At 59.4% G+C, this 16623-nt stretch carries 18 protein-coding genes, 1 tRNA gene and 1 pseudogene; 9 read left to right on the top strand and 11 right to left on the bottom strand.

Going from position 1 to position 16623, the window contains the following annotated elements:
- The first annotated feature begins 132 nt into the window (after nt 1–132).
- Nucleotides 133–209: transfer RNA gene (locus BMX92_RS23510), tRNA-Met, on the top strand.
- Between the two features lie 106 nt (nt 210–315).
- The gene (locus tag BMX92_RS28180) at nt 316–567 is read left to right on the top strand and encodes a hypothetical protein (protein ID WP_256213579.1); all 252 of its coding nucleotides are present in this window, start codon (nt 316–318) and stop codon (nt 565–567) included.
- 240 nt (nt 568–807) lie between these two features.
- Here BMX92_RS28180 and BMX92_RS28175 read toward each other — a convergent pair.
- Nucleotides 808–1860: pseudogene (locus tag BMX92_RS28175) on the bottom strand (recombinase family protein); the annotation flags it as partial.
- 259 nt (nt 1861–2119) lie between these two features.
- On the opposite strand from BMX92_RS28175, the gene BMX92_RS23500 reads away from it, so the two are divergent.
- Together BMX92_RS23500 and BMX92_RS23495 are read left to right on the top strand one after the other, a co-directional pair.
- Nucleotides 2120–3106, top strand: a complete 987-nt coding sequence (locus BMX92_RS23500; RefSeq protein WP_093021099.1) for an AAA family ATPase — start codon at nt 2120–2122, stop codon at nt 3104–3106.
- A 10-nt stretch (nt 3107–3116) separates the two neighbouring features.
- Nucleotides 3117–5456, top strand: a complete 2340-nt coding sequence (locus BMX92_RS23495; protein ID WP_093021097.1) for a S8 family peptidase — start codon at nt 3117–3119, stop codon at nt 5454–5456.
- Between the two features lie 61 nt (nt 5457–5517).
- Here BMX92_RS23495 and BMX92_RS23490 read toward each other — a convergent pair whose 3' ends face one another.
- From BMX92_RS23490 to BMX92_RS28475, 4 genes are read right to left on the bottom strand one after another with little or no spacing between them, the layout of a single operon-like run.
- A complete protein-coding gene (locus BMX92_RS23490; RefSeq protein ID WP_093021095.1) occupies nt 5518–6441 on the bottom strand; it encodes a fused MFS/spermidine synthase in 924 nt (307 codons plus the stop codon).
- On the bottom strand, nt 6438–7103 hold the full coding sequence (locus BMX92_RS23485; RefSeq protein ID WP_093021093.1) for a YoaK family protein: 666 nt from the start codon (nt 7101–7103) through the stop codon (nt 6438–6440). Before BMX92_RS23485 ends, BMX92_RS23490 begins: the two co-directional genes overlap by 4 nt.
- Nucleotides 7100–7318, bottom strand: a complete 219-nt coding sequence (locus BMX92_RS23480; RefSeq protein WP_093021091.1) for a hypothetical protein — start codon at nt 7316–7318, stop codon at nt 7100–7102. The genes BMX92_RS23485 and BMX92_RS23480 overlap by 4 nt, the downstream gene beginning before the upstream one ends.
- Nucleotides 7315–7623, bottom strand: coding sequence for a hypothetical protein (locus BMX92_RS28475; RefSeq protein ID WP_371262520.1), 309 nt, complete (start codon nt 7621–7623; stop codon nt 7315–7317). The genes BMX92_RS23480 and BMX92_RS28475 overlap by 4 nt, the downstream gene beginning before the upstream one ends.
- Before the next feature lie 113 nt (nt 7624–7736).
- Here BMX92_RS28475 and BMX92_RS23470 point away from each other — a divergent pair, with 113 nt between their 5' ends.
- The 3 genes from BMX92_RS23470 (at nt 7737) to BMX92_RS23460 (ending at nt 8654) form a co-directional block, all read left to right on the top strand.
- Nucleotides 7737–8000: a helix-turn-helix domain-containing protein gene (locus BMX92_RS23470; protein ID WP_093021089.1), complete on the top strand. Its 264-nt coding sequence runs from the start codon at nt 7737–7739 to the stop codon at nt 7998–8000.
- Nucleotides 8001–8026: 26 nt separating this feature from the next.
- Nucleotides 8027–8332 (top strand): alkylphosphonate utilization protein, encoded by a 306-nt coding sequence (locus tag BMX92_RS23465; RefSeq protein WP_093021103.1) that lies wholly within the window; start codon nt 8027–8029, stop codon nt 8330–8332.
- Nucleotides 8333–8414: 82 nt separating this feature from the next.
- Complete coding sequence (locus tag BMX92_RS23460; protein WP_093021087.1) at nt 8415–8654, top strand: acyl carrier protein; 240 nt, start codon at nt 8415–8417, stop codon at nt 8652–8654.
- Between the two features lie 229 nt (nt 8655–8883).
- Here BMX92_RS23460 and BMX92_RS27085 read toward each other — a convergent pair whose 3' ends face one another.
- Nucleotides 8884–9450: a hypothetical protein gene (locus BMX92_RS27085; RefSeq protein WP_143066862.1), complete on the bottom strand. Its 567-nt coding sequence runs from the start codon at nt 9448–9450 to the stop codon at nt 8884–8886.
- Between BMX92_RS27085 and BMX92_RS28470 the strand changes: the two genes are divergently transcribed.
- Nucleotides 9417–9956 (top strand): hypothetical protein, encoded by a 540-nt coding sequence (locus BMX92_RS28470; RefSeq protein ID WP_177185221.1) that lies wholly within the window; start codon nt 9417–9419, stop codon nt 9954–9956. The genes BMX92_RS27085 and BMX92_RS28470 overlap by 34 nt on opposite strands.
- A 306-nt stretch (nt 9957–10262) precedes the next feature.
- On the opposite strand, the gene BMX92_RS28465 is transcribed toward BMX92_RS28470, so the two are convergent.
- From BMX92_RS28465 to BMX92_RS23440, 4 genes are all read right to left on the bottom strand, one after another.
- Nucleotides 10263–10457 (bottom strand): DUF1660 family phage protein, encoded by a 195-nt coding sequence (locus tag BMX92_RS28465; RefSeq protein WP_143066861.1) that lies wholly within the window; start codon nt 10455–10457, stop codon nt 10263–10265.
- Between the two features lie 508 nt (nt 10458–10965).
- A complete protein-coding gene (locus tag BMX92_RS23450; RefSeq protein WP_093021086.1) occupies nt 10966–11361 on the bottom strand; it encodes a DUF4168 domain-containing protein in 396 nt (131 codons plus the stop codon).
- 180 nt (nt 11362–11541) lie between these two features.
- Nucleotides 11542–11847, bottom strand: a complete 306-nt coding sequence (locus BMX92_RS23445; RefSeq protein ID WP_093021083.1) for a hypothetical protein — start codon at nt 11845–11847, stop codon at nt 11542–11544.
- A gap of 224 nt (nt 11848–12071) precedes the next feature.
- A complete protein-coding gene (locus BMX92_RS23440) occupies nt 12072–12272 on the bottom strand; it encodes a hypothetical protein (RefSeq protein WP_093021080.1) in 201 nt (66 codons plus the stop codon).
- Between the two features lie 203 nt (nt 12273–12475).
- Between BMX92_RS23440 and BMX92_RS23435 the strand changes: the two genes are divergently transcribed.
- Nucleotides 12476–12874, top strand: coding sequence for a hypothetical protein (locus tag BMX92_RS23435; protein WP_093021078.1), 399 nt, complete (start codon nt 12476–12478; stop codon nt 12872–12874).
- A 2-nt stretch (nt 12875–12876) separates the two neighbouring features.
- On the opposite strand, the gene BMX92_RS23430 is transcribed toward BMX92_RS23435, so the two are convergent.
- Nucleotides 12877–16620, bottom strand: coding sequence for a conjugal transfer protein TraG N-terminal domain-containing protein (locus BMX92_RS23430; protein ID WP_093021076.1), 3744 nt, complete (start codon nt 16618–16620; stop codon nt 12877–12879).
- Nucleotides 16621–16623 lie beyond the last annotated feature (3 nt).

Below are 16623 nucleotides of genomic sequence, written 5' to 3'. Positions count from 1 at the left end.
CTGCGCCAATGGTACTGTGGCTCAAGCCCCGGAAGAGTAGGGCGTCGCCAGGCATTATAGCTCGCGCTTTGTTACACACGCACAAAACCCATTCATTTTCTTATATCGCCTCATTGAGGCGACATATGTTGGCGCGGGATGGAGCAGCCCGGTAGCTCGTCAGGCTCATAACCTGAAGGTCGTAGGTTCAAATCCTACTCCCGCAACCACAGAAACCGACATACCGGACACCCCCGACGCGAAAGCGCCGGGGGTGGTGTCGTTTTTAGCGGATTCGCGCCGCTCCAGCCATTCGAGGATCGTCCCGAATTCTCCGTGCAGCATGGCGTTGACTTCACCCCGCTTGGCTCCTGGCGTCAGAACGATGCGCTCGATAAGCGTACGAAGCGCATCGGCCGCCTCCTGCCGCTCCTCTGGATGCGCCAGGGCTTGGGCAAACCGCTCCACCTTGCGGCAATAAATCTCCGAGATATTCGGATGAATGTCCGGGACATCGGCGGGAGCCGCAGCGAGCCGGGCGCGAATTGCGTCTTCCTGCGCCTCGAGTTCGAGCAGTTGATCAACTAGCGAGCGCGTTCCTTTGCCTTCCGTTGCGAGCGTCACCAGTCCCTTGATCGCCTTCAGCACCTTGTCGAGCTCAGCCCGATCTGCGCTGTCTGTGGCACGGCGCTGGCGATTGAGGCGATTGGTTTCTTCGATGCAGGTGTGAATGGCTTCGGCGGCAACTTCGGGGCTCATCAACCGGTCACGCAAACCATCAAGAACACGCGCCTCCAGCTTCTCGCGCGCAATGCTGTTTCCGTTCGAACAGCTTCTCGTGTCTATGTGATTCGAACATGCAAACCGCCCCTGCCCGCGAAGGGTATAAGACCCGCCGCAGCAACCGCAGTAAACAAGGCCGGACAGCAGGCTCCTCGGGCGATGAGTCCGGTTCATCGCATTATGGGCCGAGCGCGTCGCTTCGATGACGCCGGCATATTGGATCGCGATATCTTCCTGTCGCGCTTTTGCGGCCTGCCAGAGTTCGTCGTCCAGGATCCGCAGATGAGGCACTTCGGTAACGATCCACTCGGACTGCGGATTGATACGGGAGACACGCTTGCCGGTCTGGGGATTCTTCAGATAGCGAAGGCGGTTCCAGACCAGCCTGCCGATGTAGAGCTCATTATTGATCAAACCTGTCCCACGCTTTGCGTGACCCCGGACCGTGGTCGATGTCCAGAGCTTGCCGGTCGGTGCGGCTATCCCCGCCTCATTGAGGCGGCAGGCAATTGCATGCGGGCTGAGACCATTGGCGAACTGCCGGAAAACCTGACGTATAACTTCCGCTTCAGCGTCGTTGATCGTGCGCTCGCCGTGAACTGCCTCACCTTCGCTGGAAAAACGACGCACGACATCATAGCCATAGCAGAGGCCGCCGCCCGATTTACCCTTCTCGACACGCCCGCGAAGACCGCGATGGGTCTTCTTGGCAAGATCCTTGAGGAAAAGCGCGTTCATCGTGCCCTTGAGGCCGACGTGCAGTTCTGAAACCTCCCCCTCGGCCAATGTGACGATCTTCACGCCCGCAAACTGAAGGTTCTTGTACAATGTCGCGACATCGGCCTGATCGCGGGACACGCGATCGAGCGCCTCAGCGAGCAGTACATCGAAGCGGCCCATCTGAGCGTCCTGAAGCAGCGCCTGAATGCCGGGCCGTAGGATGACACTCGCACCCGAGATTGCGGCATCCTTGTAGCTACCGACGATGCGCCAACCTTCTCGAGCAGCCTGTTCGCGGCAGATCAAAAGCTGATCCTCGATGGAAGCAGGGCTCTGCTTGTCATCGGAATAGCGGGCGTAAAGCGCTGCGCGGGTCATTTCTGTCTCCTGGATGGGAGAAAACTAACATGATCTGCTTTGGAGGCCAAATATGCGTTGGTTGAGACCGCGAGCACTCGCGGCGATCTGAAGCCCCGGCCCTCTCCACAAGGGATCAATTCCGAACACTGGCTTATCAATGCGCTTACTTTGCTCCGAAATCCATCGTTCCGGAAAAGAGCCTGAGGCTTGCCGGAACATATGGCGAAATTCCGCAAACCAGCTATGCTCCCTTGGAGCAAATATACGGCAAGGAACGATGGCGCGCGGTGAGTTGATGAAAAAGCTGCTGGCAAGCTACGGACGGGAGGAGGAATTCCGCGCCGTCGCCGAAGAAATTATCGGTGAAGAGGAAAAGAAGAACAACCGTGTCCTGGCTCGTTCGCTTCGCCGATCCCTCGATGCTGGCCCAGCCCGTTCTTCCCGTCCAAAAGCCTTGGCGCCGCTCATTCCGTTCCCAGAAGCGGCGGGTGATTTCGTCGAATTGGTGGAGCCGACGCACAACAAGCAGGACATCATCCTGTCTCCGGAAAATATTCGTATTTTTCTTGGGCTGCTGCGTGAATCCCGGGCTGCGGACACGATCCGCCGGCGGGGTCTTGCCGTGCGTTCAAAGCTCCTCTTCTGCGGACCGCCCGGTTGCGGCAAAACGCTGTGCGCTGAAATCTTCGCCGGCGAATTGGGGCTGCCTCTCTACATCGTAAAGCTTGACCGGCTGATCTCCTCCTATCTGGGGGAAACGGCCACCAACGTTCGCAAGATTTTCGAGTTCGCCCGCAAACAACCTTCCGTCCTGTTTTTTGACGAGTTCGATGCTCTGGCCCGCGCACGCGATGAGGATGGTGAGCACAATGAACTGCGGCGCGTCGTCAACAGCCTGCTAATCTTCATCGACCGAATTCAACCCAAGGGCTTTGTGGTCGCTGCCACCAATCTCGACCAATCGCTAGACCCGGCCATCTGGCGCCGCTTCGACGAGGTGATCTGGTTCGATCGCCCTGACACGAGGATGATCGCGCGCTTCCTCAAGATGCGTTTCAAGAATGTTGCTGTGAGCTTCGAGCCGGAAGCGCATCTCGCCGAGCTTGAGGGCTATTCCTACGCTGAACTGGAGCGTCTGTGCCTTCAGGCGATCAAGGCCTCGATCATCGATAAAAGAAAACTCGTCAGGGAGAGGGACTTTTTGGATGCCATTGCCGATGAGCGTCGCCGCCGACGCCGGACTTCCCGCATGACCGCTGTCTGATTCGCCCCGAGTGGCACAATATGATCATTTGCAGCTTGTCCGCTTGCCCGAGCGGATGCCGCGCCGAAAAACTGGCGGTGGTGGCCCGCCGCCGGCGCGCAATCCTGGTGGGCATAGTGAACGCCTAGGGCAGGAACTCAATCAGGCAGTTGCGGTTCAGCAACGTCGGCGCCGCGCCGATGCTGTCGATCCTGCATTGATCCTCCGGGTTCAGATGAGTGGGCCGCTGCTCGAAGAGGAATGGAATAAGGTCGGCCTCACGGTTCTCTCGATCGACGAGGATCGTACGCTGGTTCTGTTCTCTACCAGTGACGAACTGACCGCCTTCCGCGGTAAGCTCGAAAGCTACGGCAGAGGCACTCCGGCAGGGCAGCAGAACCCCTCCTTCGCCGGGTTTATCGCCAATATTGAATCTATCGGCGACGTGGCCCCCAGAGACCGGATCGGCATGCGGGCGCGCGAAGCTGGACTGGTCGATGTCGAGGATTTCCAGCCAGGCCAATCCTATGTCGTCGATATCGAACTATGGGATCTCGGACGCCGCGATCTGCGTGAACGCAAGATCGACGATATCGTGGCCTATGCCGAAGCCCGCGACGGCGAGGAACTCGACCGGCACATCGGGCCTAACCTGACTTTGGTCCGACTTCGCTGCGATGGTGGGCTTGTGCGAGCACTACTGACGATCGAGGAGATCGCGGAAGTGGATTTACCCCCAGAACCCGATCTCCTCACCGCGCAGAATATCGATCTCACTATCGCCGAACTTCCCGACCCGGAAGCACTCGACGATGACGCACCGCTCATCGGCATCATCGATAGCGGAGTAAACGACCATCCGCTGATTGAAGATATCATCGTCGGTTCTATCGCCATTCCCGATACTCTGGGTACTGCGGACGATCATGGCCATGGAACCTTCGTCGGAGGGATTGCTACCTTCGGCGATCTGCGTGCCCAACTCAGCACTCCCAGTTTGGTGCGCCAGGCCCGACTCTGTTCGGCAAAAGTCATCGACAACACCGGCAATTTCCCCAGCAGCCGCCTGGCCCCTCGCCTCATGCGTGAAGCCATCACCCGGCTGAATGAGGAGTTCGGATGCCGGATCTTCGTCATCGCACTGGGCGATCGTACCAAGGTGGTTGAAGGCGGCAAGGTTGGTCCGTGGGCACAGACGCTCGATGAGCTCGTCCGCGAACTTGATGTCGTCATTGTTGTCGCCGCAGGAAACCGCCAACCGCGGCGAGGAATGCGGATCGAGGAAGCCGTCACCAACTATCCAGCCTATCTGATGGAGGATGCCAACCGATTGTGCGAACCGGCCGGCGGCATGAACATCGTGACAGTTGGAGCGATCGCGCATGGCAATGGACTTAGTCGACGCGCCCAAGACAATGTTGGGGTGCGGCCTATCACCGATATGTTCGAGCCATCGCCTTTCTCCCGCGCAGGACCGGGAGTGCGTGGCGCGATCAAGCCGGATTTCACCGACGTCGGCGGCACCCTGATCTACGACGGGCCGACCGCTTCTTTACAAGGCGGCGAAGTTCGCCCCGAGGCCGGTGTCATGTCGCTTCATTACCGTCCGGTCGATCGTTTGTTTGCGGCCCGCTCAGGTACGTCACATGCGGCGCCGCTGGTAGCCTTCAAGGCCAGCCAGATTTTGGCCCGCTTTCCTGATGCTTCAGCCAATCTCGTGCGCGCGCTCCTGGCCGGAAGTGCATCCATCCCGGACGAGAGCACACGGCGTCTCGCAGGCCTTGGTGACGGGGCAGAGCGGGCCTTGTGCGGCTATGGCCGAGTGGACAGTGAGCGGGCGGCTTTCTCCGATGATGCGCGCGTTGTCCTCTACGCCGAGGATGCCCTGTCGATCGATCATTTCGCGGTCTATCAGATTCCAATACCTGAACCATTCCAGACCGAACGGGGCCGGCGCACGATTCGGATCAGTCTCGCTTATGATCCGCCGGTGCGGCACAGTAGGCTGGATTACAACGGCGTCTCGATGAACTTCCGGCTCATTCGCGGTTGCGCGCCAGACGACATCTTCGAGCATTTTCGCCGACGAACGGTAGCGGAAGGCGCCGTGCCCGACATGGCGTCGCGCTTCAACTGCAAGCTTTTGCCCAGTTCGACCCTTCGGGAGAAGTCGAGCCTGCAAACCGCTGCCGTGACCTTTTCACGCGACATCAGCACCTATGGCGACACCTATTATTTGGTGGTGCGGTGTGCAGGAGGGTGGGCGGGAGACGCCGGGCAGCAAGATTTCGCAGTCAGCGTCGAGATATCGCATGAAGCCGAGGTCGCGCTCTATGAGCGACTCCGGCAACGCGCTCGAGTGCGAGTCTGATATCGATGGTTGGGGTCCCTGTGCCACTCGCCCACATTCTGTATCTGTCTGATCCGTGTAGTTAACAGGGGTTCGGGAAATTTTGCCCCTGCGGATTATTCACAATCCAGCGGCGGAGTGCTTGTTTGATCCGCCTAGCTTTGATCGAGTAATTGACTCTGTCGGTAAGGCGAAGACGTTGGGCTGCACTGTCAATTATCTCCAGCGAGGGTGGAAAGCTGGCTTCGGGACTGGCGAAGACGACGCGATTGCCTCTCTTTTCCGCTGGGATTGCGATCGCCCGACCATCGAAACTTGCAGCTATGCGACGCACAAGTGTCGCAAAGGCCGTGGAGTTGTCGCAGAGGTTGGCGACCAGTAAGCCATCAGGGTCGAGTCGTGCGCGGCAGCTATCGTAGAAGGCTTGATGACTTAGTGTTGGGGAAAGGCCTTTGCTGTCGAAACCGTCGACGAACAGGATATCCGGCTTGCCAGTGGACGCAGCGATATAGTCGGCGCCGTCGGCACATATCACGCGAAATCTGTGATCGTCCGGCGGGATGTGGAAGTGCCGTCGCAGGGCAATCACCTCCGGATCGATCTCGATCACCGTGATGTCGCAATCCGGAAGCGAGCGATAGCACGCCTTGGCAAGCGATCCGCCGCCCAAGCCGATCATCTCGATATGCTTTGGCGCTGGCCTGAACAGCCTGAAACCCATCATCACGCGCGTATAATCGAACAGCAGATGATCTGGATCGCTGACCCGCATGCCGCTTTGAACGGTTGACCAGCCGAACAAGAGCGAGAGTATGTCTCCAAAGCGAAACAACATTGGGCCGGTTGGGCCGAAGGGGGCATCCAGCGAAACCGGAATATGGCTGGCGCTGCCAAAACGGTCAGGGAGAGTTGACCCAGGATCCGGACGTTCGAGGCGCAAACCAAAAACGACATCGTAAAACATGTCGAGATCGATGTCGGCAGAGCGCGGGATCCCGTCTGTCATTTACCCGCTCTCCTGATCGGACCTGCGAGCGGGACGGGCCGGTGATGAAGCCATGACGCCAAAAGCAATGCAGCGCCCGCTGCTACCCAGATCGCAAAGTGCCCTACAAGCCGATAGCTCAGAGCACCCAGGATGGCGCCCGATACCAGGCCAATCCATAGCAGCAGATAGGGCAACCACCCCAAGCGATCGCCACCCATCAAAGCGGAAAGCAGGTGCTGCCCGAACTTCACAAGCGTGCCGGTCATATAAGTGAGGCCGATCTGGACCTCTCCATCGCGCTCGAAGAGCGCGTTCTCCGCGCCCATCGCCATCGCCAGCACGGCGGCGGCTGCCCAATTGGCGCCGAACATGGCGAGCAGCGCCGCCGCCGATAGCATGACCGCGATGAGATATATCAGCGCGCTATGCCTGGAACGCTGAATCACACGGCCACAAAACGAACCCAGCATCACGCCGACCACAAACGATCCGATCAATCCGGCCGCCGTCGCCGCGTCCGACAAATGCGTACTCAGGCCGACCGCAAGCCGCGTTGAGTTGCCGCTCATAAAAGAGACGAAAAAACCTCCCAGATAGAGGAAGCCCAAGGCATCGACATAGCCTGCAAGAGCGGCGAAACACGCTGCAACCCCCCATATTTTCCGGCCATACCGGTTCATTCGGCGTGATCTTTACCAAACGGCTTGCTCACGCCGCCACTCGAAAGATCCCTGTCCCACCGGGCAATTTCCTGAAGATTCAGGCTTGCTACCCGGTGCAGGCGCGCGGCGTCCTCAGTTGCGAGCGATCGATTAGCAAGGCCATGTCTGATGAAATCCTTCAGCATCATGTTCTGGAGCAAAAGGAACCCCCTGAATCGCTCTCCCAGCTTCATGACACCTCGCCTGCCTGTCGGCTATCCACGGTTCCGAGGCAGGCTATGGTCATCGCAAACAGCGCCTCTTCCGCCCGTTCGCGGAGTAATGGATCCGAAGAAGCCAGATCGGAACGCAGCCATTGCGGCAACCGCTTGAGCAGCCTGTGAACGGCTTCTCCCTGTGTCGCATCGGGCATGTCTGCGCCCTCAATCGGGGCCAATCCATCTGAATCATTACTTATACTCAACGCAGCCTCTGGCATTCGAACCGTCAATGCGCCTTCGTTCGTAAATCGGGTTTCATCGCTCAGCAGAACGTTCACGGCTCACGTCCCCGGTTCACGAACGAAGGCACATGAACACGAACGCTCACCTAACATACGCATCATGAATTTGTAAGATTGAATTCTGATGTCTGAAGCATCATAAAAGGGGGATGATTACATCACAGCAGCTGCGGGCGGCGCGCGCCTTGCTCGGGATCGACCAGAAAGAATTGGCGGCGCTCGCCGGCGTATCGCTGCCGACGATCCAGCGCATGGAAACATCCGGCGGGCAGGTGCGGGGGGTCGTGGACTCGCTTGTCAGGGTCATTTCGGCACTTGAGCGAGCTGGTATCGAACTCATTGGCGACAACGCGCCCAGCCAAGGCAAGGGTCGTGGCGTACGGCTCCGGGATGCACCAGCGGTGCAACGCTGAAGACAGTCGAAAGCAAGAATTATATGATGCAGCAAAGCGACGATTATGTTTATGATGAAGCAAGCGGCGAATGGATGAGCGCTGCTGACTTGGCGCATCGTAGTGCGGAAGCGGAGCGTATTGAGGTTCGCGATGCCGTCGGTAATCTGCTGACGGATGGCGACAGCGTGACGCTCATCAAGGATCTGGTGGTGAAGGGCGCGAACCAGACGCTCAAGCGCGGGACCGTTATTAAATCGATCCGGCTGACCGGGGATGCGCAGGAAATTGATTGTCGGCACGACGGCATCAAGGGCCTCGTGCTTCGTGCGGAATTTGTCCGTAAGCGCTGATCGCTACGGTTGGGACAAAACTCGGAGCCGACGAATCTATGATCGTCCGCTTTCGCATTGGATACGAAACGCCGGGGGCCATATGAGCGATATCACCGAACGGGTCATAAAGATCGTAGTGGAAAATATGGGTGTCTATCCTGATCAGGTGACGCCCGAAGCCAGCTTTCTCAAGGACCTTGGTGGCGATAGCCTCGACGTCGTGGAACTGGTGATGGCCCTCGAGGATGAGTTTGGCATCACCATATCTGACGAGGATGTGGCGCAGATCACAACTGTGCAAGACGCAATTCTTTACGTCGAAAACGTCAAACCAGGCTGAGTTCCGGCATACACCATCGCCAGCATTGTGATCAACGCCCCGCGGAAGAGTGAGCTTCCACTGAATCGACCGGTAATGCACAGTCCAAAAATCCGTCCAACGCTTGGATCTGACTTGAACAAACTTTTGGATGGTGATCGGATCAAACTGAAACGGATATCCCTCTAATCATCCTTTGCTTTCGATACATTCCTCGTGAGCGGATCATGCCAGCCGGTTCAAAAATGCGCTAGGATATCGCAGGGGGCGGTGGCTGCGGATAGAGCCTGCGCAGCTCCGCAACGCGACGATTTTTTTGAATGCTCGCATGCGCCGCTGCGCCCGATACTCCGAAAAGCCTGCCAATCTCCGCTCCACTCAAACCTTCCTGCTCGTGCAATCCGCGCATCTTTTGCCCAACGGCAAATCTCTCCGCTCGCACTTCAGCCGCCCGTGTGACCATTTGCAAATAGCGGGGCAGTGACGATCCTAGGAGCTCGAGCGCCGGCGGCTCGGGCTTGCCGGTCCACTGATCATGAAAACGCCAGCCATAACGATCCATGACCGCCGCGATCTCGCAGTAACTGACGCGACCTAGATTAGGCGCACGAAGCACGCTCGCCCGGGTGCAACGCGATAAATCGCTCAGCCGCATCTCATCAATCGAAACACTTGCCACGGTCGACGCAGGATCGGTGGGCCGGTTCAAGTGCGCAAGGCAATTGCGCGCGCGAGAGGAAATGACAAGCCATGCTTCAAGTGCGAGAATGGAAGCATCTGCTTGTGATCGAAGCGTTTCCGTATCTTTCTGTAACATTGTTCGCGCCCGGAGGTCTTGGCTTGGTAACCGTCTCAACATTCCATCACCGGAATAACCATATCATTTCGGCGTCATCCCGCGAAGGGCTATCACGCACCCCTTTTGCGCGAATGACAACTCCTCACCACTTAGCGCGCCGCGCGCTTGCCCTTGAGAATTGCCAGCAACGCCCGAAAATCATCGGGTCGTATGACCCTTTCCAGTTGAAAGCCGGATCGATCTCGATGCGTCCAAACCAAATGGGCTTCGATCCGTCCGATCACCGGCAGTTGTATCAGCACGCGTTCGCCGCGATCGATGGCGACTTCGCCAACGCACATGAAACCCTAGTCGGAGATGTTGGCGATGTTCAGCGTCATCTCGCCCAGACGGCGATGCTCGGCGACAACGGAATATGTGACATCGTGGCGCAGGCCGCGACGCGAATCGATCATATGGTGTCCACTCCAAAACCGGGGACACGATGCTCCTGCTTCCATCACCCGATCGACATCAGGAGATAGGAATTCGGTTAATATTCAGTTAATTCAGCGCCGGCCACGCCCGCCGTGATCAGACAATTCTTTCGTGGCGGGTGGGCTTTCCCCGCTATCGTTGCACAATAGAGCAGCAAATCTACGGTCAATCACATGGTTGAACAACAGCAGCAAATCGCGTTCATCCTGCGGCCAATGGCTTGCTGGTAAAGATAGCAGTGCTTGCGCAATGTCCTCTTCGTTTATTCCCCGAAGGCTCACCATAATTAACCTGAACCCTTACTCAAGCTGCGGTTACGATGACATTACGCCACCGGCTAGGGCCCAACCAAATTACAAACCTGAAATGCCAGATGATCGATCGGTGCTTGAGCTTACGGAACCTCGAGCAGGGGTCCACCTGGTCTCGGCAATCTCGCGTACCAGCGGTATGCTGCATCGCTTGCAGATCCCTATCCAATGGCCATCCCTAGCATAAGTATGCTTCCAGTCGGACTGATGACCAAACAGCTTGCAAAGCCGACTCATGCAAGTCTCTCCCTTTCAGGAACGGATCGGTGCATCCGTATAACGATCGCGATTGCCGATATCCTTGCAAAAGACTGGAGCGACCAGCCAGTTCCAGCCGGGCGATACGATTGGCCATTTTCATGTGACGGGCATAAGACTCGACAATGTGAGCCCACTCGCCGGACAAATCCGCAGAACACGCCAGGACTATGCACTTTCTGTCCAATAGACTTCATTTTCCATCGGGCAGCCAATCCAGACGCCATGACCGACGAGCCCTCCTGCGGATTTGAGCCCCGCAATGACGACAGGTGCCGACGTAACTCAGGCCATCCCAGGTCACGCCATAGCGAATGGGAGCATGACGGTTGATCCAGCAAAATAAGAAAGCAAGTCGCATGTAACGGTCCGCGCTGTGATGACAGTTACCTGTCAGCACCATCTCCCATGCGATGTGAGACTATCCGTCCTGCAAATCATCATAGCACGCAAGCTGGCTCTTGCACCATCTGGCACGAAGAGGGCTCTACCGCGGTGCGGAACCAGCCTGAATTTTAACGGCAATCAGCTGGATGCGTTGCTGAAGAAGCGCGTCTGATTGTGAGGCCATTCCAATCCGGTTGAACGTTTCCGGCGTCAATCCCGCAGCCTGGACAGCCGCTGCCATTCTGGCCTGCTTATCGCCGTCGGGCGTCGCGGAATCCTGCTCGATATCCTGCACGGCGAGTGCTGCTTTCACATATTTCTCAAGTTCTGCGTCGGTGACGCTACCCGGCTGTCTCGGAACCACAGGCGTGGCTGGAGGGGAAGCAGGTAGAACGGCCGGACTGGTTGCATCCTGGGCTCGGGCCTCACCAGCGCCCGCAAGGGGGAGCAACGCGCAAAACGCAGCAACCGGCATGATCGATTTGGTAAACATCATCTCGCTCTCTCTGTCGCAGCTCAGCCCAAAAAAATCACGCAGGAGAATCGGTATTCCAACCCCTTCATGGCCCTGCGGTGCCGTGAAGGGGGCGAGACGACATTCGCGCCCCTGCAACGACAAGAACCGGCCGACTCGATCACGGAGCTTTCTCACGAGCCGCTTCCTCTCTCACCAGGCTCATCCTTTGCCCATCACGTGTGCCCCGGGATCGATGATCGTCACGGCGTCTCGCGAGCTGTTGGATATGGCATCCGCCATGCCAAAAAGCTCGACTTTGCCTCCATCATTGTAGATGCGCCCAGCCACTGTACCGCGCAAAATTGCGTGTGCGCCTTTCTCAACCTTCAAATCGCCGGCGATCGTCCCATGGAGGATAAGTCTGGTTCTACGGCATAAAGTCGCGCTGCCTGTCACAACGCCATAAAGGGCGATGTCCTCTTCGATATCAAAGGGACCATTCAGATTTTCGTGGACTGCCTTCACATCCGACTCTCCTCGTTGTTCTAAGCCGCTCGATCCGCCGCGAAACGTCCAGATTTCTCACGAACCAGGAACGCCCTCAGGCTTCGCTATCGGCATTGCAGACGCTGAGCCCATGCTGAAATCCGGCCAGCCCATATATCGCAGTTCTCCCGGATTCCGCCACCGCACATCTCATCTCGTCTTTCCCCCGGCTCGCCATCGCGCGTTTAAGCTCTGCAAGTCGATCAGCCGTTCTCGTCCTGGCCATTCGCCTGCCGATCGATTCCAAGGGCCTCCTCCGCATCCCTCGCCTGCTTCGCGATGCGTTCCTCGTGGAGTTCGCGAGCCATCTGACGCCCAAGAAGACGTGCCAGACGAAGGATGGCGGCATCCGCCTCTGCCGACAGCGCAGGCTTCTCGATCGGAGGCCGCGTCTTGTTTTTCACGGACGTTGACCCGCTCGGCGCCAGAAGCCGACGGATATCGGCCGGGAGAACCGGAAATGAAGAAGCGGAGAGTGAGAAGAGTGACGAGAAGGGGGAAGGGGACGGTGCAATGACGGCACACCCATATCAACAGGCTCGCGAGAAACTGTCGGTTTTTTGCGCTCGCAATCCGTGTTATTCCTCTCTTCGAAAAGGCTTCGCACATGCAGCAGGTTGATCAACTCGAGAGGACGGATCAGGAAATCCCCAAAGAACCGTCGCCGCGCGCTGCGGACTGGTTCTGGCGCCCATGGTATGCGAAAGTCACCTGGGCGTTGACGCTGCTCTACTGGGTCGGCCTCGAGGGTATGCTTGCGGTGCCTTTCGACCGGTTGAACATCTATCTGGTCAACACAATGGTCCTGTTGATCTTCGTCTTTAATCCGATCTCTGTCGTTGCGGTCCTCGGATATGGCTTCCTGAAGGCCAAGGTCGCCTGCGGAGAGTGGATCATTACGCCAGGACCGTCCCCGCAAAGACCGGGGATCGATCCATATACCGATCCGTCCGACCCGCGATCGGGCGAAATCCATCTGCGACACATAGGAGTGATCCAGGATTGACATCACGGATCCCGACGCTCTTTGAAGCTTGAATCCCCGTCAGCCATTCCATTGTCGCGATCGAACAATAGCCGACCGGTACCAAGGATCGACGATTGCTCCATCGATATGACCGGACCTGTGACATCGAGTGTTCCGCGCCCAGCATCGGCCTGCTTCAAGTAACGGTTGCGCAAACCATCATTGCCAATCACTCGCTCACTAAGTTCCTGGGCAAAAGTCTCCTCCGGACGGGCGGAACGAGCGGCCGCTTTCTCTGCGGACGCGATGACCTCTCGGACATCATAATTCACCACGTCGATGGAAGAGCGAGCCGAGACTGCAGCCAATCCTCGGTCCGAAATGTCGGCGTTCAACTTACCGCTCAGCGAGCCTGTGACGCTGCTTTTGCCGCCACCTTTTTCTTCGCTGCCCTTGCCGCCGGAACCACCGCCGCGCGAGGCTGAAGCCGTGAGATCCCCAGAGATGGTCTGACTATCGGCCGTTGAGTGCTCCGCCGACCGCGAAAGCGACCGCTGCCATCCGGTCTGAACCATGATCGCCGTCACATCGCGCTCGAGCGTATCGGCGACCTGCGGCGTGAGCCGCCAGTTGCCGCGACGATCCATCTCGAACCCACCGCGAAGCCAGCTGGCCATGGCGGCCTGACCTTCCTTGCCGCTGCCGAGAAAATGCTCGACCGTATCGGGGCCCGCCTGCTTGCCGGCTTCGAACCGCGTGCTGGTGTCGTTGCGCGCCGACTGGCTGAACCCGGTGCTGCTGGAAACGAGCAGATCATTGTGCGCGAAGCTGAGCCGCGCGTGCCCGCCATTGGCGATTGCACCGAGCTGGCCCTCGTTGATGAGGCCGCCGCGCCACATCTGTACCGCAAGCTCCGGTGTCAGGTTGAGGCTGACATCGCCATTCTGGCTCATCGCGATCTGTCGCTTGGACATCTCGACGCCATGCGCGCGCAGAAGCGCCTGCGCACGGGTGAGACGCTCCTTGTCGACGATCCCGGTCAGCCGCTCGTTGCGGGCGCGGTCGGCGATCCCTTCCGCGCCGCCTTCGGCCATATCGACCTGGTTGCCGGCCGTGCCGGCGAGCGCGCGGATAAAGGAATCGAGCCGCGCAGCCTCACGAACCGATACGCCCGCCGCCGCCGCGCCTTCGGCAAAGCCGGCATTGTCGGCCTGTCGCCGCTGTTCGCCGATCTGCGCATTGCTGCGCACGCCGTCGGGACCGATCTCCCGCTGGGCATCGAGCTTGCCCGAGCGTTCTGCAAAATCATAGCCGGCAGCCTCCCTCGTGCGCCCATAGACGCTGGTACCCTCCCGTGCCGCCTCTTCGGTCGCACCATCGGCCGTGCCGACCTGAACCGCGGCATTGTAGCTCTCCAGCGCGCGCAGCACCTGTGCCTCGTTGCGCCCGGTCGAACGCGACAGCTGGCTGATCGCCGTCGATCGCGCCTCACCGGACAACGCATTGATGAATCCGATGCGCCGACTTGTTTCGGTGACGGAAAGCCCGAGCATCGCGGCCGCCTGCCGCTGCCCCTGATTCCCCCCGGTCCGATGCGCCTGCTCGGTCGCGACATTGCCGCGCTCGACCGCTGCGACCCTGTCGCCGGCATAGTCGCGCCGCCCTTCCATCGCGCCGACCTGCGTCTGCGCCGCAGTCAGGTCGTTGCGCAGCATCTGCTCCTGATCGAAGGCATTGGCTGTCAGCTTGGCGAAGGTCGGATCGGCGCTTGCCTGCCCGATCACCGTGGAGGCCTTCAGTGCGGCGTCCCTGGCATCATAGCCATTGCGCTCGAAATGCCGCTGCGCGCCCGATTGCATCATGTCATAGGCGCGCTGGTCGCCGAACGCCTTCCACTGCACCATGTTCTGCGCGAAGGCGGCAAAGGCCCGCTCACCGGATTGCCCTTCCCCGAAATAGCTCGTGCCGAGTTTACGCAGTGAATCGCCTTGCGCGAAACCATGGATCGCTGTCGTTGCCGCGTTGCTGCGTATCGCGCGCGCGGTGGCGGGATCGCTCAGATCCCGTCCGACAAGGGCAGGGGATAGCCCGCCCAGTTCCCGCGCGGCATCGGTCCGCCCCAAGCCGAACGCTGCAGTTCCCGCCGCGCCGCCGCCGTGCTCGCCCATGACGGTTCCGGCCGCCCCAAACGCCCGGTCCAGGCCAAAGCTGCTGCGCTCGCCGAAATCGCCAAACCCTGACGAAGCCGAACGTCGCGCCTGGGTGCCGCCGGCCGAAGCCTGCGCTTCCAGCGCCGAGGCATAACCCTCGCTGGTGCCCACCGTCGCCGCCGCCATGCTGCCCTGTCCCTGGACGCCGAGCATGCCGGACGTAAAAGCGGTGAACATATTGCCGGAGAAGCGGAACACGGTGAAGACGAAAGCGCCGGCAAGGCCCGCAGCCGCGGTCCGGAACGAGCCGAAGATGGCGAGCGCCTTCATCGCCGCCGAGGGCGCGAGGATCCAGCTATCGGCCGCGACATGGGTGGCGCGCAGTTCTGCCAGCACGTCCATCGCCCGCCCCAGGGTCAACTGATAGATGCCCGCGTCGATGACGCCCCATAGCGCCACGAACACGAACAGCCCCAATGCGAAGCTCGCGACCCTGAGGTTGATCGGCGTCAGGATGAAGAGCAGCGCGATCGGCATCATCATCAGCATGATCGCGAAGACCGAGGCGCGGATCGTCGGCATCCACTCATTGGCGGTCGAGAGCGTGGCGAGCCCGTTTGACTCGATCGCCCGGTTAGCCATCACCCGCGCGGTCGCTGCCGGGGAATCCTCGAACAGGACGTCGCCAACGGTCTGGCCCAGCAGCACGTTGGTTAGGAACTTCTGCCGGCTCATCGATTGTCCGAGCATCATGTCGCCCAATCCGTCGATTTGCTGGCGGCAGCGATCACGCTGGGTCGCCTGGGTCACGTCGAAGCCGGTACGGGCACAGACCTGGTCGCTATAGGCGTCGAACAACGTGCTGTCAGCCAGCCGATCCGCAATATAGCCCCAGGCCGCATCGCAGCTCATCGTCGTCCCGGCCTTTTCACTTGCCGTATTGACCGTCGAAAATGTCGCCGGGCCGGCCATCGCCGCGAACGAGGCGGGAAGATCGGTCGAGGTCCGGAAGAGCTGATCGTCATCGACGCCATAGGCCGGCGAAACACGCGCCACCGGATAGCATTGCCGCACATAGTCTTTCACCGTCGCATCGAGGAACGTGTCGACGATCGGACTGCGCGGACTGACCGCGTTCAGGAACAGATCGAAGGCATGACCGCCGGCACCGAACTCCAGCTTCGCGTTGGGATCGGTGGTATTGTCGTCGATGGTTTCGGCAAGTGCCCGCTCCATGAGGTTGGTGACGCCTGCGACCAGCACGATCAGATTGGGCACGTCGCCGACCGGCTGGTAGGCGTTGCGCACCCGGTCATAGATATGGACCGTGCCGGTCGTGGCGATCATTCCCACGAACAGGCCGATGCCGATCAGCATCTGAAAGCCGAAGGCGACAAGACCCATGCCGGAACCCTTGATGCTCGCCAGCACCGCGCCCAGAGCAATACCGGCCACCGCGATGATGACGACCAGCGTCTCATAGCGCGGGTCGCTGAAGATCATGGCGACGAGGTGGAAGGCATCGACCGTTTCGGAAAAACCGTCCCAGGTGTGATAGCTGGCATCGATCGCCAGCGCGGGCGTGGCGCCCAGAAAGCCGAGGAGCGTGAGAAGAAGGCGGATGAAGCGGCGCATGAC

The sequence above is a fragment of the Sphingobium sp. YR768 genome (genome assembly GCF_900111125.1).
Lineage (GTDB): Bacteria > Pseudomonadota > Alphaproteobacteria > Sphingomonadales > Sphingomonadaceae > Sphingobium.
The sequence above is the reverse complement of the archived record's forward strand: the minus strand, read 5'-3'. Positions and strand labels throughout refer to the sequence as shown.

Bases quoted from the DNA above. Each gene is read 5' to 3' on its own strand.
- BMX92_RS23500 (WP_093021099.1), top strand. From the start codon at position 2,120: ATGGCGCGCGGTGAGTTGATGAAAAAGCTGCTGGCAAGCTACGGACGG.
- BMX92_RS23490 (WP_093021095.1), bottom strand. From the start codon at position 6,441: ATGACAGACGGGATCCCGCGCTCTGCCGACATCGATCTCGACATGTTT.
- BMX92_RS23485 (WP_093021093.1), bottom strand. From the start codon at position 7,103: ATGAACCGGTATGGCCGGAAAATATGGGGGGTTGCAGCGTGTTTCGCC.
- BMX92_RS23480 (WP_093021091.1), bottom strand. From the start codon at position 7,318: ATGAAGCTGGGAGAGCGATTCAGGGGGTTCCTTTTGCTCCAGAACATG.
- BMX92_RS23470 (WP_093021089.1), top strand. From the start codon at position 7,737: ATGATTACATCACAGCAGCTGCGGGCGGCGCGCGCCTTGCTCGGGATC.
- BMX92_RS23465 (WP_093021103.1), top strand. From the start codon at position 8,027: ATGCAGCAAAGCGACGATTATGTTTATGATGAAGCAAGCGGCGAATGG.
- BMX92_RS23460 (WP_093021087.1), top strand. From the start codon at position 8,415: ATGAGCGATATCACCGAACGGGTCATAAAGATCGTAGTGGAAAATATG.
- BMX92_RS27085 (WP_143066862.1), bottom strand. From the start codon at position 9,450: ATGTTACAGAAAGATACGGAAACGCTTCGATCACAAGCAGATGCTTCC.
- BMX92_RS28465 (WP_143066861.1), bottom strand. From the start codon at position 10,457: ATGAGTCGGCTTTGCAAGCTGTTTGGTCATCAGTCCGACTGGAAGCAT.
- BMX92_RS23450 (WP_093021086.1), bottom strand. From the start codon at position 11,361: ATGATGTTTACCAAATCGATCATGCCGGTTGCTGCGTTTTGCGCGTTG.
- BMX92_RS23435 (WP_093021078.1), top strand. From the start codon at position 12,476: ATGCAGCAGGTTGATCAACTCGAGAGGACGGATCAGGAAATCCCCAAA.
- BMX92_RS23430 (WP_093021076.1), bottom strand. From the start codon at position 16,620: ATGCGCCGCTTCATCCGCCTTCTTCTCACGCTCCTCGGCTTTCTGGGC.